Source organism: Iodobacter fluviatilis (assembly GCF_004194535.1).
Lineage (GTDB): Bacteria > Pseudomonadota > Gammaproteobacteria > Burkholderiales > Chitinibacteraceae > Iodobacter > Iodobacter fluviatilis_A.
Genome location: NZ_CP025781.1, coordinates 2,066,685 through 2,081,249, shown reverse-complemented (window position 1 = coordinate 2,081,249; position 14,565 = coordinate 2,066,685). Strand labels below are relative to the sequence as shown.

Annotated in this window: 16 protein-coding genes; 15 read left to right on the top strand and 1 reads right to left on the bottom strand. The window is 48.1% G+C overall.

The annotated features are described in order from the left end of the window. Window positions 1-53: 53 nt before the first annotated feature. Window positions 54-1,406: an ExeA family protein gene (locus C1H71_RS09355; protein ID WP_130106321.1), complete on the bottom strand. Its 1,353-nt coding sequence runs from the start codon at window positions 1,404-1,406 to the stop codon at window positions 54-56. A 359-nt stretch (window positions 1,407-1,765) separates the two neighbouring features. On the opposite strand from C1H71_RS09355, the gene C1H71_RS09350 reads away from it, so the two are divergent. From C1H71_RS09350 to mgtA, 15 genes are all read left to right on the top strand, one after another. Further along, window positions 1,766-2,569, top strand: coding sequence for an ABC transporter ATP-binding protein (locus C1H71_RS09350; RefSeq protein ID WP_223146026.1), 804 nt, complete (start codon window positions 1,766-1,768; stop codon window positions 2,567-2,569). Then, the gene (gene mlaE / locus C1H71_RS09345) at window positions 2,562-3,356 is read left to right on the top strand and encodes a lipid asymmetry maintenance ABC transporter permease subunit MlaE (RefSeq protein WP_262488423.1); all 795 of its coding nucleotides are present in this window, start codon (window positions 2,562-2,564) and stop codon (window positions 3,354-3,356) included. The genes C1H71_RS09350 and mlaE overlap by 8 nt, the downstream gene beginning before the upstream one ends. 82 nt (window positions 3,357-3,438) lie before the next feature. Next, window positions 3,439-3,909, top strand: a complete 471-nt coding sequence (gene mlaD, locus C1H71_RS09340) for an outer membrane lipid asymmetry maintenance protein MlaD (RefSeq protein ID WP_262488422.1) — start codon at window positions 3,439-3,441, stop codon at window positions 3,907-3,909. Then, the gene (locus C1H71_RS09335; RefSeq protein WP_130106317.1) at window positions 3,909-4,511 is read left to right on the top strand and encodes an MlaC/ttg2D family ABC transporter substrate-binding protein; all 603 of its coding nucleotides are present in this window, start codon (window positions 3,909-3,911) and stop codon (window positions 4,509-4,511) included. Before mlaD ends, C1H71_RS09335 begins: the two co-directional genes overlap by 1 nt. Continuing rightward, window positions 4,508-4,774 carry an STAS domain-containing protein gene (locus C1H71_RS09330; RefSeq protein ID WP_130106316.1) on the top strand — a complete coding sequence of 89 codons (267 nt, stop codon included), beginning with the start codon at window positions 4,508-4,510 and terminating at the stop codon, window positions 4,772-4,774. Before C1H71_RS09335 ends, C1H71_RS09330 begins: the two co-directional genes overlap by 4 nt. Window positions 4,775-4,952: 178 nt before the next feature. Continuing rightward, window positions 4,953-5,765, top strand: a complete 813-nt coding sequence (locus tag C1H71_RS09325; RefSeq protein ID WP_130106315.1) for an MlaA family lipoprotein — start codon at window positions 4,953-4,955, stop codon at window positions 5,763-5,765. Beyond that, entirely contained in the window at window positions 5,762-6,652 is an 891-nt protein-coding gene (locus C1H71_RS09320; protein ID WP_130106314.1) for an ABC transporter ATP-binding protein, read from the top strand. Before C1H71_RS09325 ends, C1H71_RS09320 begins: the two co-directional genes overlap by 4 nt. A gap of 272 nt (window positions 6,653-6,924) precedes the next feature. Next, the gene (locus C1H71_RS09315) at window positions 6,925-7,680 is read left to right on the top strand and encodes an ABC transporter permease (protein ID WP_130106313.1); all 756 of its coding nucleotides are present in this window, start codon (window positions 6,925-6,927) and stop codon (window positions 7,678-7,680) included. A gap of 4 nt (window positions 7,681-7,684) precedes the next feature. Further along, window positions 7,685-7,930, top strand: a complete 246-nt coding sequence (locus C1H71_RS09310) for a BolA family protein (protein ID WP_130106312.1) — start codon at window positions 7,685-7,687, stop codon at window positions 7,928-7,930. After that, window positions 7,927-8,106: a hypothetical protein gene (locus C1H71_RS09305; protein ID WP_130106311.1), complete on the top strand. Its 180-nt coding sequence runs from the start codon at window positions 7,927-7,929 to the stop codon at window positions 8,104-8,106. Before C1H71_RS09310 ends, C1H71_RS09305 begins: the two co-directional genes overlap by 4 nt. Before the next feature lie 104 nt (window positions 8,107-8,210). After that, complete coding sequence (gene murA, locus C1H71_RS09300; RefSeq protein WP_130106310.1) at window positions 8,211-9,461, top strand: UDP-N-acetylglucosamine 1-carboxyvinyltransferase; 1,251 nt, start codon at window positions 8,211-8,213, stop codon at window positions 9,459-9,461. Between the two features lie 47 nt (window positions 9,462-9,508). After that, window positions 9,509-9,913: a DUF4870 domain-containing protein gene (locus C1H71_RS09295; RefSeq protein ID WP_130106309.1), complete on the top strand. Its 405-nt coding sequence runs from the start codon at window positions 9,509-9,511 to the stop codon at window positions 9,911-9,913. A 45-nt stretch (window positions 9,914-9,958) separates the two neighbouring features. After that, the gene (gene hisG, locus C1H71_RS09290) at window positions 9,959-10,606 is read left to right on the top strand and encodes an ATP phosphoribosyltransferase (protein ID WP_130106308.1); all 648 of its coding nucleotides are present in this window, start codon (window positions 9,959-9,961) and stop codon (window positions 10,604-10,606) included. A 508-nt stretch (window positions 10,607-11,114) separates the two neighbouring features. Next, on the top strand, window positions 11,115-11,444 hold the full coding sequence (locus tag C1H71_RS09285) for a hypothetical protein (protein WP_130106307.1): 330 nt from the start codon (window positions 11,115-11,117) through the stop codon (window positions 11,442-11,444). A gap of 311 nt (window positions 11,445-11,755) precedes the next feature. Then, window positions 11,756-14,374, top strand: coding sequence for a magnesium-translocating P-type ATPase (mgtA, locus tag C1H71_RS09280; RefSeq protein WP_130106306.1), 2,619 nt, complete (start codon window positions 11,756-11,758; stop codon window positions 14,372-14,374). The last annotated feature ends 191 nt before the right edge of the window (window positions 14,375-14,565 follow it).

Genomic DNA, 14,565 nt, shown 5'->3' with positions numbered 1-14,565 from the left:
CATGCTTATACTACAGATAAAATAAAGCAGATGATTAATCTGCGAAGATTAAGCTATAAATTCCACAACTCATCACGCATTCCTGCCACGGTGCGCAAAATGGGTTTGTTTTTCTTTAATCGATCCGGCAAAGCCAGCATTGCTACTTGAGCACTAGATTTATCTGTAAATAAACCATAGACCAAACCCCAGCCTTTTTTACCACGTATTTCTGCTGGGTAAATAAGCAATTGATCTTTAGGTATTAATTGGCTGGTTTTTAAAAAATATCTTTCCAACTCTTCATTATGCTCACGATCCGTAACCAAGAGCATAATGCCAATATGATTTGCTTCGGCACGATTAAATTTTTGCCTGGATTGGCTTAATTTATTTTTTAACCCCTCACTTAATTGAAGGCTTGGCATTGAAACGCTGGCCGTGTTTGCTAATTGCAAAGGCAATGGGGCAGCAACTGGTGCCGAGGCCACTTTTATATTTGATGGCTGAATTAAGCTTGCCCCAACTCCTCCGGTTAACACGCCCAAGAGGAGTAACCACGCCATCATCGGTTTCTTTCTAAGCGATTTAAAAGCACTGTCTTTAATTGCAGCTTTTACATGCCGCGCATTCACTGAATGCTCACTACGGCTAAATGCCGCCATTAATGATTTATCTGCCAGAATATTAATTCGCCGAGTTAAGCCTTCTGATTCAATAAATATTTTCCTAAGCGCCTGAGATTGAAATAACTCAGGCCCACGATAGCCTGCTGTACGCATACGAAATTCGATATAGGCTTCAATATCATCGCTTTTTAATGGGGCAAGCTGAAAAGCATGAGTTACGCGCTCACGTAATTGACGTAAATCTTGTTGCGCTAAGCGGCTATCTAATTCTGGCTGGCCAAATAATACAATTTGCAATAATTTATGGTGGCCATGATCTAGATTAGACAGCAACCTTACGGCTTCTAAACTAGCCGTCGGCATGGCGTGCGCTTCATCTATCAAAATAACCACTTGCCGCCCTGCAGCAAAACGCTCTAGCAAGGCGGCTTGCAAATCTCTGACTTTAGCGCTGGTATGCGTTGCATCGCAGGCCAAGCCTAAATCATCTGCAATCATCAACATCAGCTCATCTGGTTTCATGGCCGGATTAGCAATGTAAACGCTATCAATATTGGCTGGTAAGCGCTCAACTAAAACACGACAGAGCATCGTTTTACCACTGCCCACCTCACCCACCACTTTAACTAAACCCTCCCCTGCCAGCACCGCATAGATAAGTGCATCTAGCGTAGCACCACGCTCCGCACCTGTATAAAAAAACTCTGGGTGCGGTGTAATCCTAAACGGGGGTTCATTTAAGCCAAAGTGCTCTAAATACATAAGTAATCCTGCCAAAACATGAATACTGGCTTTCATACTAGTACGCGGATTACGTAAAACAAACAGCGGACTAGCTAAATGCAGAGCGCATTAACTTAAATACAGTGCAAAATGCACTGCAATAGTGTGGAGCTAGATTTTGTAACATTTGCAAAATAGCTAAATTAAAGTGTTGTATTTAGGTTTTTTTATCCATGGTTTTTAAGCAAAAACAATATAAGCAAATGCAAGAAAGTGTAGCTACACGCTTGTCATAACAGTGAATTAGCTGCACGGCCTGCTGACTACCTTTGTTGCATGGCAATAATTCCGTACACAATCATACAAACTTCATCTATCTGATTGAAGCATAGCCACCTACAATAGCCCTCTTTATGGCTGGAGTATCTTGCGAAATGCCTCTGGTGCAATTTGAGAATGTAAGCTTTGCCTATGGCGAACGGGCGGTACTCACCGACGTATCCCTTAGCATTAAGCGTGGGCAAGTGGTCGCCATCATGGGTGGATCTGGCTCAGGCAAAACCACGCTCCTCAAACTCATCGGCGGGCAAATTCGTCCAGATCTTGGCAAGCTCAATGTTGCTGGTGACGATGTTGGCAGCATGAATGAAGCTCGCCTTTACAAGATGCGCGAAAAGCTCGGCATGTTGTTTCAATTTGGCGCTTTATTTACCGATCTATCCGTCTTCGACAATGTGGCCTTCCCACTTAGGGAGCGTAGCAATCTGCCCGAAGCCATGATCCATGATTTAGTGCTAATGAAGCTGAACGCTGTTGGCCTGCGCGGAGTCAGCGAGCAAATGCCCTCCGAACTCTCCGGCGGAATGGCACGTCGCGTGGCTCTGGCCCGCGCTATTGCACTAGACCCTGCGGTGATGTTGTATGACGAGCCATTTACTGGGCTAGACCCAATCTCACTCGCCACAATCGGCAAGCTTATTCGAGATCTAAACGATGCACTGGGCACGGCATCGGTGATTGTGACCCACGATGTAGAAGAATCGCTTTCGATTGTCGACTATGTGTACTTTTTGGCCGACGGCAAAATTGTGGCTGAAGGTACGCCAGAGCAGGTTCGCGCCTCAACTCACCCCTTTGTAAAACAGTTTATTAACGGGGAAACAGACGGCCCAGTGCCTTTCCATAAACCCGCCATGCCATATGTCACGGATCTTGGTCTGGAGCCGCGCCTTGCCTAATTTTTTGTTTAAAGCCTTTTCAACATTGGGCCGACCATTTAGCAACGTCATCATCAAACTGGGCTTTGCCTGCCGCTTTATGCTGGCTATTCTGCGTCATTCCCCCACATCACTACTCCGATTTCAGCTTACAATGCGTGAAATTTGGTTTGCAGGCGTGTTATCGGTCTTGATTATTGCGGTATCAGGCTTATTTGTTGGCATGGTGTTAGCCCTGCAAGGCTATGACACACTGCAGCGCTTTGGTGCGACCGAATCGCTGGGCATTTTAGTTGCGCTGTCTTTAGTTCGCGAACTTGGGCCGGTAGTTGGTGCCTTGCTCTTTGCCAGCCGAGCAGGTTCCGCGATTACCGCCGAAATCGGCCTTATGAAAGCCACCGAACAATTAGCCGCCATGGAAATGATGGCGGTTAACCCGATTGCCCGTGTGGTTGCGCCGCGCTTTTGGGGCGGGGTGATTTCTATGCCGCTCTTGGCGGCCATGTTTAGCGCGATGGGGATTTTTGGTGGTTATTTAGTCGGTGTAAAACTACTGGGCCTGGACGAGGGCGCTTTTTGGTCGCAAATGCAAAGCGCCGTTGATTTTCGCCAAGACGTCATCAATGGCGTAATCAAGAGTGTGGTGTTTGGTATTGCCATCTCGCTGATTGCCGTTTTTGAAGGCTATGACGCACCACCTACCGCCGAGGGCGTTTCAGGAGCCACCACTCGTACCGTGGTCACAAGCTCGCTGGTTATTCTGGCACTCGATTTTGTACTCACGGCCTTTATGTTTAGAGGCATCTAATGCAGCAAGTTTAGGTTTTTTCGTTATGTGTCAGTTGTCGTTACGTATCAGATTAAGGGGTTTTTAAACAATGAAACGAGGCATGATTGATTTTTGGGTAGGTCTATTTGCCGCTGCAGGCATTGCCGCCTTACTGTTTTTATCGTTACGCGTTAGCAGCCAAACCACGCTTCCGGCATCCAATAGCTATGAGCTGATTGCAAATTTTGAAAATGTCGGTGGCCTAAAAGTACGCGCACCCGTGAAAAGTGCTGGGGTTTTAGTGGGCCGTGTGAGTAGTATCACTCTAGATACAGAGCGTTACGTTGCACGGGTGAAGCTGGATATGGATAGCCGCTATCATTTTAGCAAAGATGCCTCAGCAGAAATCCTAACCTCCGGCCTCTTGGGTGAGCAATATATTGGTGTGACCTCAGGTGCAGACAGCAAAATGCTTGCCACTGGCAACAGCTTTACCATTACCTCTTCAGCCATCGTGCTGGAACAATTAATTAGCCGTGTCCTGTTTAACAAAGCAGAAACCGCTGGTGAACAAAAATCGGAGCAAAAATAATGAAAAAATGGATCTTATCCCTCTCAATGAGTTTTATCGCCACTTGTAGCCTAGCTGCAGTGGTTGAAGCACCAGAAGTCATCGTTAAGAATGTGAGCCGCGATGTGCTGGATATCATCAAGAAAAACGATAAGGAGCCGCTTAAAGCCCGCGATCTCGTTGATGCCCGCGTTGCCCCTTTGGCTGATTACAACCGCATGACCATGCTGGCCGTTGGCCGTTATTGGAAAACAGCCACACCAGAGCAGCAGCAAGCCTTGACGCGTGAATTTAGAACCATGCTGGTACGCACTTACCTATCGGCACTTTCAATTTATAAAAATGCCCAAGTCGATGTAAAAGGCACTCGTCCGGGGAATGATGCAAACGAAATGGCCGTGCGCACCGAAGTGAGCCTGCCAGGCCAAAAACCAATTCCGCTTGATTTTAGCTTCGAAAAAACCGATGCAGGCTGGAAAACCTACGATATTGCCGTAGATGGTATTAGCTTTATCAATAACAACCGCAATCAGTTCAATGCAATCATCCGCAAAGACGGTATTGATGGCTTAATCAAGCAGCTTTCTGATCGCAACAACGTACAGCGTAACGCAAGCAAATGAATGTATTTCAAGCCAGTGGTAAATTCACTTTAGACACGGCCGTAGCACAGCTGGCTACCTTGCCAACGCTTAGCCAAGGCGAGCGACTGGAAGTAAACCTTAGCCAAATCAGTGCAGCAGATTCCTCCGCAGTGGCGGTGTTGCTGTACTGGCTGCGTAATGCTCGCAAACAAGGCGCAGAGCTCTGCTTCTCTGAACTACCTGAGGGCCTTGCTGGGCTGATTCGCCTCTATGATGTAAGTGCAATACTGCCCTTGAAATAGCCGTTTTTGGCCACACTGCACTACAGTTTTTGCAGCCTAAAATAATGGGCAACATTTGCGGTAGTTTTGCAAGTATCACTGCGTTCTGTTTATCCAGTGAGCAGGTAATCATTTATCAGCCCGCAACAGGCCAAATCAGCCTAGAATATCTACCTTAATCACTGAACAAATCACACACATGCGCCGCCTTATTCCTCTATTTGCTCTCTTACTTGGCGCATGTGCGACGCCACAGAATAACTACGACCCCATCGAGCCGGTAAACCGTGGCATTTTCGCCTTCAATAATACCGTTGATAAAGCGGTTCTCAAGCCTGCGGCTGAAGCACACGAGAAATACTCGCCAGGCCCAGTCAAACAGGGCGCGAACAATTTCTTCTCAAATATTGATGACTTTTTCGTCTCTTTTGGTGCTTTATTGCAAGGTAAAGGCACTGATGCCGGTCACAGCTTAGGCCGAGTCGCCATCAATACCACCTTGGGCATGTTTGGCTTAGTTGATTGGGCCAGTGATATGGGCCTTAAAAAAAGCGATGAAGACATCGGTCAAGCCCTTGGTAGCTGGGGAATGGACACCGGCCCCTATTTAATGATTCCTCTACGTGGGCCAACCACGCTCCGCGACAGTAGTGATCTAGCGGTACGATTCTTTGCGGATCCTCTAGATATTTGGAATGGCTCGCAAGAGCTCAGCACGCAAATTACTCGCTATGGCGTTTGGGGCATAGAACAGCGCCGCCAACTATTGCCTTTAGATCAAGTGATCGATGCACAAGCGGATCCCTATGCTTTCTTGCGTGACTCTTACCTGCAGCGGCGTTATTACCGCGTATGGGATGGTGCTCCACCTAAACCACTGCAATTAGGGCCAAGCGATGAAGAATTGGATGCGATAGATGCGGCAGATAAAGCTAAATCACAAGCTCCCAATACAAGTGCCCCCGCCAGCGCGCCTGCTACCGCCAGTGCCACAGCTGGGGTTGCCCCTTGAGCGCCATTATTTTTGACTCCGTAGCCAAACAATACGGCGATTTCCACGCCTTAAAAGGGGTGAGCTTTACTGTAGAGCAAGGTGATTTTTTTGCGCTACTTGGCCCTAATGGCGCAGGCAAAACCACACTGATCTCGGCTTTAGCAGGCCTTTCACGCCCAACATCGGGCCAGATCTCGGTGATGGGCTTTGATGTACAAAAAGATTACCGCGAAGCACGCCGCGCGGTAGGAATTGTTCCGCAAGAGCTGGTTTTCGATCCCTTTTTTACCCTGCGTGAAACACTGACGTTTCAGTCTGGCTATTTTGGCTTACGCAATAACGGTGCGTGGATTGATGAAATTCTCCACAATTTAGGCCTCACCGACAAAGCCGATACCAATATGCGTGCGCTCTCTGGTGGGATGAAACGCCGGGTCATGGTGGCGCAAGCCTTAGTGCATCGCCCGCCAGTGATTGTGTTAGATGAACCAACGGCAGGCGTTGATGTGGAGCTACGTAAAACCCTGTGGGACTTTATCCGCCGCCTCAATAAAAACGGCCACACCATTGTGCTGACTACGCATTATTTAGAAGAAGCCGAAGCACTGTGTAACCGCATCGCCATGCTCAAAAAAGGCGAGCTGATTTCACTAGAAGATAAAGATACGCTGATGAGCCGTGGCGCTGCACGCGAATTGTTTATCAAGATTAAGCCCGCCATCCTTCCCGCATCACTCACCCCACTGCTGATTTGCGAAAGAGACAGTGGCTTTGAGCTAAAACTTGCAGACTGCCGCGATCTTGAAACGATCTTAAGCGAGCTTAGAAATAACGCCGTACAGCTCAGAGATATCGAAGTAGGCAAGCCAGATCTAGAAACCATTTTTGTGGATATGATGCAGTAAGGTGGGCACGCGATTTTTAGCTACATCGCCTGAAAACCCAAATTTTGCGCCACACAGAGTAAAAAGATAACGCAGAGGAGTACAGAGAAAGGCAATAAGGTTACAAACACGAATGCAATACTCAGTTTGCAGCTTTTCTTTACGTGGCTCCGAGCCTTCTGTGTACTCCGAGGTGCATGCTTTGGGTTTAAATAAAAATACACTGGCGCTCGAATGCACAAGGTTTCTCCCCAATAGTTTTTTACAAATGCCCCATACGCCAAGACGAGATTATGCAAGGTTTTTACACGCTGTTTTATAAAGAAGTACTGCGTTTTTGGAAAGTTGCTTTTCAGACCGTTGCAGCGCCAGTGCTCACCGCACTGATGTATCTGCTGATTTTTGCCCATGTACTTGATAGCCATGTAGAGCCTTATCCTGGTGTGCAATACACGGCATTTTTGATTCCTGGCTTGGTGATGATGTCGATTTTGCAAAATAGCTTTGCTAATTCATCATCCAGCCTGATTCAATCCAAAGTCACTGGCAGCCTGATTTTTGCGCTACTGCCACCGCTATCGCACCTAGAGTTTTTCCTTGCCTATCTGCTGGCGGCCATGGTGCGGGGGCTTGTCGTCGGCGCTGGTGTTTTGCTGGTGACCATGTGGTTTAACCTGCCTGTTTTTGCTCACCCGCTATGGATTTTAGTCTTTGCGCTGACTAGCTCCGCGCTGATGGCTGCGCTTGGCATACTGGCAGGGATTTGGGCAGAAAAGTACGACCAACTTGCAGCGTTTCAAAACTTTTTAATCATGCCACTGACGTTTTTATCTGGCGTGTTTTACTCCATTCATAGCTTACCTGCCTTTTGGCAGGGCATCTCAAGCTGGAACCCAATTTTTTATATGATTGACGGTTTTCGCTATGGCTTCTTTGGCGTAAGCGATGTATCGCCCTGGCATGCTTTAGCCGTTGCGGCGCTTTCTTTGGCTATTGTGGCCAGCGCTGCCTACGCATTGATTAAATCTGGTTACAAATTAAGGCAATAAACCCATGACTCCCGAATCAGTACAAGCCTTGCTTACCGAGCGCCTCGCCGCAACCGCCGTTGAAGTCACCGGCGATGGCCATCATTTTTACGCACGGATCGCATCCCCACGCTTTGAAGGCCTTGGCCTTTTGGCGCGTCATCGCTTAGTGAAAGAATCGGTTAAACCAGAGCTCGACTCTGGCGAACTGCACGCCCTATCGCTGGAAAAAACGCTGACTCCTAGCGAATGGGCTGAACAATTCCAATGAGCCAAGATGATCGCTTCAATCTAGACGCCATTGAAAACAATCGCGCCAAGCTTGAGCAAGCCATCGTTGAAGCCAGAAAACCACTGGATCGCAGCTCGCAAAAGCTGGCAGCACTGACCAATCTGCCTTGGCTAATCGCCGGTCTTGCCGCGCTGCTTTGGTATTGTTTTAAATAACCCCCTAGTGAAATTGGTGTGCAAGCACTGCACATCCTACGACGACCAAAAAGCCGAAAATCGTGCTTTTTGTATTTTTCGTGGACAACAACAGAGTTAGAAAAATGGACAAACTAAGAATCATCGGTGGCAACCCAATCTCCGGCGAAATCTCAATTTCTGGCGCAAAAAACGCCGCCTTACCTATTTTATGCGCCAGCTTGCTGACTGCAGGCACTTTGCGTCTGACCAATGTGCCTCAGCTGGCTGACGTAAAAACCACCCAAAAGTTGCTGCAAGGCATGGGCGTGCGCGTGATGACGGATAACGTGCACGAGTACGAAATCACCGCCAATGAAGTCACCACCCTAATCGCGCCTTACGAGCTGGTTAAAACCATGCGCGCATCGATTCTGGTACTTGGCCCCACTTTAGCGCGCTTTGGCGAAGCTCAGGTTTCCCTGCCAGGAGGATGCGCCATTGGCGCTCGCCCCGTTGATCAACATATCAAAGGTCTGCAAGCGATGGGTGCCGAGATTGTGATCGAGCACGGCTATGTAAAAGCCACTGGTAAGCTAAAAGGTGCACGCATTGTTTGCGATATGGTTACCGTAACCGGCACTGAAAACCTGCTGATGGCTGCCACATTGGCAGATGGCATTACGATTATTGAAAACGCCGCACGTGAGCCAGAAGTGGTTGATTTGGCAGATTGCCTGATCAAAATGGGCGCAAAAATCAGCGGCCACGGTACAGATACCATCACGATTGAAGGCGTTGCCAAGCTGCACGGTGCAGAGCACGCCATTGTGCCGGATCGCATTGAAACCGGTACTTTCCTGATCGCCGCCGCCGTGGCGCAAGGCAAGCTGGTATTACGTAATACCCGCGCCGACATCATGGAAGCCGTGCTAGAAAAACTACGCGAAGCCGGTGCGTATATCGAAGCGGGAGACGATTGGATCGCCATCGATATGAAGCAACGCCCAAAGGCTGTGAATATCCGCACCATGCCCTACCCAGCTTTCCCAACCGATATGCAAGCACAATTTATGCTGCTGAACTGTGTAGCGCAAGGCACGGGCATCATCACCGAAACCATCTTTGAAAACCGCTTTATGCACGCACCCGAGCTGATCCGCATGGGCGCTAAAATCAATACCGAAGGCAATACCGCGATTGTGACTGGGGTAGAAAAGCTAGAAGGTGCAACCGTAATGGCAACCGACCTTCGTGCATCGGCCTCTTTAGTGATTGCAGGGATGATCGCCACTGGTGAAACCATTGTTGATCGCATCTACCACCTTGACCGTGGCTACGAGCATATCGAACGTAAATTGTCGGCGGTTGGTGCGCAAATCGAAAGAATTTCCTAATTGCTTGTTGGGCGCGGCATGCCGCGCCCATACACCTAGGTATCTCCATGCTGATTTTCAATCCCAAACCCGCAGCAGAGGAGCAGGACGATAAGCCGCGCCCTCCCTCACAAAACGAAAAAGGAGCCGCCGCCCTTGCCCATCTAGCGGGTGTATTTTGGCTACCTATTTTGCCGATGGCGGCGCTGGCGCTATTGATTCCCGTGCTGGTACTGCAATTTGCGCGGGTGCATTCAGATTTTGTTGAACAACATGCCATTAACGCCTGCAATTTTCAGCTCTTAATGGGCTGCTTTTATGCCTTGGCGATGCTGGCAGGTTTTGCCCTGCAAAGCCTGCTACCACTTTGGTGGGTAGCCATAGGCTCCGCTATTTTTGCACTATGGGAAGGCGCGAAAGCCATTAATGGCTGGCCTTCTAAATATCCCGTTTCGTTTAAATTGTTTAAATAATCGCCATAGGGCACGGCTGCCGCGCCCCCTACACGGGTACCCACCATGATTACCATTGCACTGTCTAAAGGTCGTATCTTCGAGGAAACGCTGCCGCTCTTGGCTGCAGCAGGCATTGTCCCTTCTGAAGCACCAGAATCCAGCCGCAAGCTGATTATTGGCACCAATTTGGAAGACGTCAGGCTGATTATTGTTCGCGCAACCGATGTACCCACCTATGTGCAATACGGTGCTGCAGATTTGGGGATTGCTGGTAAGGATGTGCTACTAGAGCACGGTGGTGCGGGCTTATATCTGCCGCTAGATTTAGAGATCGCCAAGTGCCGGCTAATGGTGGCGGTGCAGCAGGGCTTTGATTACGAAGGCGCAGTCAAGCAAGGTGCGCGTTTACGCATTGCTACCAAATATACCCAGTGCGCACGCGAGCATTTTGCCAACAAGGGCGTACACGTTGATCTAATCAAGCTCTACGGCTCGATGGAGCTAGCCCCACTGGTGGGCCTAGCCGATGCCATCGTCGATCTGGTGTCCACAGGAAGCACGCTTAAAGCCAATAATTTGGTAGCAGTAGAAGACATCCGTGAGATTAGCTCTCGCCTTGTGGTTAATCAGGCCTCACTCAAGCTAAAGCACAGCCGAATCCAACCCATGATTGATGCCTTTGCCGCGACAGTAGCGGCGCGCAACGCTTAGACACAGCCTTTCTACGCAAGCTTAATGCCCTCATCTCTTGAGGGCATTTTTTCTGAACCTTGCTATTCAAATCTGCTTATTTCAAGCAGATGAATACGCCTGATAATCTACTCAATCCCAAATAGATATTTAATACTCAACACATTGAATAATCACAAATACAAAATAATTAATTAAGTCGCATTGACATTAATTAATTATTGGGTAAAATCCGCTGCATATTAACTATCTAAGAGGCTGTCTGTGGACAACGACGGATGTAATCAATCTGTGTTTGTAACCGCGGCATAGCAGGATAAAGTAGATTCAATCTGCCATATCCTGTTACGCAGGGTGTGGTGTCTTTTGGCTTTTTGCCGCCCGTACTCATCTATTCCATTGTTGCTGAAAGAATCAGCGCTTAATAAACTGCTCCTACGCCTATGCGTACAGGGTTTAATGGGCCGGTACACGCTTATTGATTTGGCTCTTCAAGAGCCGCGCATCCTCCCCTAACCGGAGGAAAATCATGCATTATCTAAAAAAAATCTTTATTGCCCTAAGGGCTATGCACGGCCGTAAAACCAATAACTCACAGTATTTTTTGCAAATTACCAGTGCCGAATCTAGCATCAGTAATCTGCGCAAGCTATTGATTCAAAATCTAAATCACTTAGGCCTGCAGGCGCAGCAGCTAAAGGTTTTTCGCCTGCCTGAAGGCAAATACTGCTTGTCGGTCTTGCTGCATTTATCGGCCCATCTGCAGCAAAATTTTAACCAGATGGCCATCAGCCTCAGCCAGCATCACGATGTAAACCAAATTAAGTGGGGCTTAAGGCGTAATCACAAGCCGAGCTAGCTGCTAGGCAATTTACTATTTAGTGTTTATCACATTAAATAATGCGCCTATCGTTTATTTAATCATTTATTAATGAATAGGGTGCGCTCGTCCTTAATATTTTATATTAAGAATCATGTTATTCATTTTTATTGCTTAGGAATAAATCCCATGCCAGACCAACCGATACCGCTCGCTGAATTGCAATTAAGCAATTCAGCGGGCGAATTAAATCTCTTTATTCATTTCAGCGCCACACCCGTGCGCAAGGGGACTGCTTTGCTTAAATAATGCATCGCACCCCTGCACGCTGGTGAACAGGAATAAGCAGCATGACGCAAAATCACACACCAGCTCATCCGCAACACCCCAAAGCCTTAAGCGACAGCCAAGCTGCCGAACGCTTACATACCCATGGCCTTAACGAAGTCGCTCACGATAAGCCGCCACACGCCATCATCCAACTTTATCTCGCATTTAAAAACCCTTTTGTGATGGTGCTATTGGTATTGGCCATCATCACCTATATCACCGATGTGCAAATGGTTGGCCCAGACGAACAAAGCTGGATAGGGATTATCATCCTCACCACCATGGTGACCTTAAGTGGCTTATTACGCTTCTTTCAGGAATACCGTACTGGTAAATCCGCTGAAAAACTCAAATCCTTGGTCAGCAATACCGCCACCGTTTTACGCACTAACGCCACAGGCTTGGCGCGCAAACTAGAAGTGCCAATGAGCAATGTGGTGGTTGGCGATATTGTTTATTTGCAAGCTGGCGATATGATTCCGGCCGATATCGAGCTACTAGAGTCGCGTGATTTATTTGTGAGCCAAGCCGTACTCAGCGGCGAAGCGCTGCCGGTTGAGAAATACGATACCTTAGGCGATGTAGCAGAAAAATCAGCCGAGTCCAGCAGTAGCGAGGCAGAAAGCCTACTGGATAACAACAATATCTGCTTTATGGGTACCAATGTAGTTAGCGGCACAGCCTGCGCTAGGGTGGTTGCCACCGGTAGCCAAACCTATTTTGGCGCTCTAGCTAAAAATGTCCTTAGCCATAAGCGGGTAGAAACCAGTTTTGACCGAGGAGTAAGCAGCGTTTCATGGCTATTGATTCGTTTTATGCTGGTAATGGTACCGATTGTCTTTTTGATTAACGGGCTAACCAAGGGCGATTGGCTATCTGCACTGACCTTTGCGATGGCAGTTGCGGTGGGCTTAACCCCAGAAATGTTGCCGATGATTGTTTCTGCCAACTTGGCCAAGGGCGCAATCGCTATGGCCAAACGCAAAGTGGTCGTAAAACGGCTGAATTCGGTACAAAACTTTGGCGCAATGGACGTGTTATGTACCGATAAAACCGGCACGTTAACTCAAGATAAAATCATTCTAGAAGAGCATTTCAACTGCCAAGGACTGCTGGACGAAAGCATATTACAGCTGGCGTGGCTCAATAGCGTTCACCAGAGCGGTATTAAAAATCTGATGGATATTGCGGTGCTGGAGCGCGCCAAAGATGTGAGCGATTTACCTAGGAATTACCACAAGGTAGACGAATTACCCTTTGATTTTATCCGCCGCCGCTTAACTGTAGTCGTCGCCGATCAGCAAGATCAGCAGCTGATGATTTGTAAAGGCGCAGTAGAAGAAATGCTGGCCGTGTCGACACACTATCAAGCGGGCTCCAACATTCTCGCCTTAGACCAAGCCGCAAGGAGCCGCCTACTCAGCCAAACCCAAGCCTATAACGAACAAGGCTTCCGCGTTTTATTAGTGGCAACTAAAACCATTACAAAAAACAAAAAACACTATCTGGTGGCTGATGAATCCGATCTAGTCGTGCGCGGGTTTCTAACCTTTCTCGACCCACCTAAAGCCTCGGCCGCACCCGCCATTAAAGCGCTGCGTGATTACGGCGTAACGGTCAAAGTGCTTACTGGCGATAATCCTATCGTGACCAGTAAAATTTGCCGCGATGTTGGCTTAGAGCCGGGCATCCCGCTGCTAGGGCCAGAAATCGAAGCGATGGACGATATCGCGCTTTGCCAAGCCGTCAAGGATTGCAGCGTATTTGCCAAACTTACACCGCTGCATAAATCACGCGTGGTAAAAGCCCTACAGGCCAATGGCCACACCGTTGGCTTCTTGGGTGACGGGATTAACGACGCACCAGCGCTACGCGATGCCGACGTAGGTATTTCGGTGGATAGCGCGGCAGATATTGCCAAAGAAACTGCCGATATTATCTTGCTAGACAAAGATTTGATGGTGCTAGAAGAAGGGGTCATTACGGGCCGCGAAACCTTCGGCAATATTCTGAAATACCTGAATATCACGGCCAGCTCTGCGTTTGGCAATGTGTTTTCGGTGCTGGTGGCATCGGCTTGGCTACCTTGGGAGCCCATGCTGGCGATGCAATTACTGATTCAAAACTTAATCTACGATATTTCCCAGATTGTTTTACCTTGGGACAAAATGGATAAGGAATACCTGCAGCAGCCACGTAAATGGGAAGCAGGCAATATCCGCCGCTTTATGATCTGGCTTGGCCCAACCTCATCGGTATTTGATATCACCACTTATATTTTGATGTGGACCGTATTTGGCGCAGGAGCCGCCTATTACGCCCACGGCGGCGGTCAGCTGATTATGAATTCTGGCTGGTTTATTGTTGGCTTAGTATCGCAAACCTTAGTGGTGCATATGCTACGCACCAAGAAGATTCCTTTTCTGCAAAGCCGCGCAGCATGGCCAGTGATGCTCTCTACGGTGATTGCCGTTGCAATTGGCTGCTGGTTACCCTTCTCGCCCATTGCCGAATCGCTTGGCTTTGTCTCACTCGACTCTTCCTACTGGTACTGGCTCATCGCCACCATGATCGGCTATATGGCACTGGCGCAATTCGTTAAAACTATCTACATCCGCCGTTATGGGGTGTGGTTTTGAAAAATAACTAAATTAACTTAATCATCCATGGCTTCAAAGGTGCGCCCTTTGGAGCCATTTTTTTTGCACCTCAAGACAAGTAATCTTTATCAAACGGATAAAAAACGCCAATCAATTTTTTAAATTTGTTGTAAAAAAACAAAGTAGTCGCAAGGATTAAACCCCTGAAAAAGTGGCGGGTTATAAGGCTT

Coding starts and splice junctions, on each gene's coding strand:
- C1H71_RS09355 (WP_130106321.1), bottom strand. CDS start 1,406: ATGAAAGCCAGTATTCATGTTTTGGCAGGATTACTTATGTATTTAGAG.
- C1H71_RS09350 (WP_223146026.1), top strand. CDS start 1,766: ATGCCTCTGGTGCAATTTGAGAATGTAAGCTTTGCCTATGGCGAACGG.
- mlaD (WP_262488422.1), top strand. CDS start 3,439: ATGATTGATTTTTGGGTAGGTCTATTTGCCGCTGCAGGCATTGCCGCC.
- C1H71_RS09335 (WP_130106317.1), top strand. CDS start 3,909: ATGAAAAAATGGATCTTATCCCTCTCAATGAGTTTTATCGCCACTTGT.
- C1H71_RS09330 (WP_130106316.1), top strand. CDS start 4,508: ATGAATGTATTTCAAGCCAGTGGTAAATTCACTTTAGACACGGCCGTA.
- C1H71_RS09325 (WP_130106315.1), top strand. CDS start 4,953: ATGCGCCGCCTTATTCCTCTATTTGCTCTCTTACTTGGCGCATGTGCG.
- C1H71_RS09315 (WP_130106313.1), top strand. CDS start 6,925: ATGCAAGGTTTTTACACGCTGTTTTATAAAGAAGTACTGCGTTTTTGG.
- C1H71_RS09310 (WP_130106312.1), top strand. CDS start 7,685: ATGACTCCCGAATCAGTACAAGCCTTGCTTACCGAGCGCCTCGCCGCA.
- C1H71_RS09305 (WP_130106311.1), top strand. CDS start 7,927: ATGAGCCAAGATGATCGCTTCAATCTAGACGCCATTGAAAACAATCGC.
- murA (WP_130106310.1), top strand. CDS start 8,211: ATGGACAAACTAAGAATCATCGGTGGCAACCCAATCTCCGGCGAAATC.
- C1H71_RS09295 (WP_130106309.1), top strand. CDS start 9,509: ATGCTGATTTTCAATCCCAAACCCGCAGCAGAGGAGCAGGACGATAAG.
- hisG (WP_130106308.1), top strand. CDS start 9,959: ATGATTACCATTGCACTGTCTAAAGGTCGTATCTTCGAGGAAACGCTG.
- C1H71_RS09285 (WP_130106307.1), top strand. CDS start 11,115: ATGCATTATCTAAAAAAAATCTTTATTGCCCTAAGGGCTATGCACGGC.
- mgtA (WP_130106306.1), top strand. CDS start 11,756: ATGACGCAAAATCACACACCAGCTCATCCGCAACACCCCAAAGCCTTA.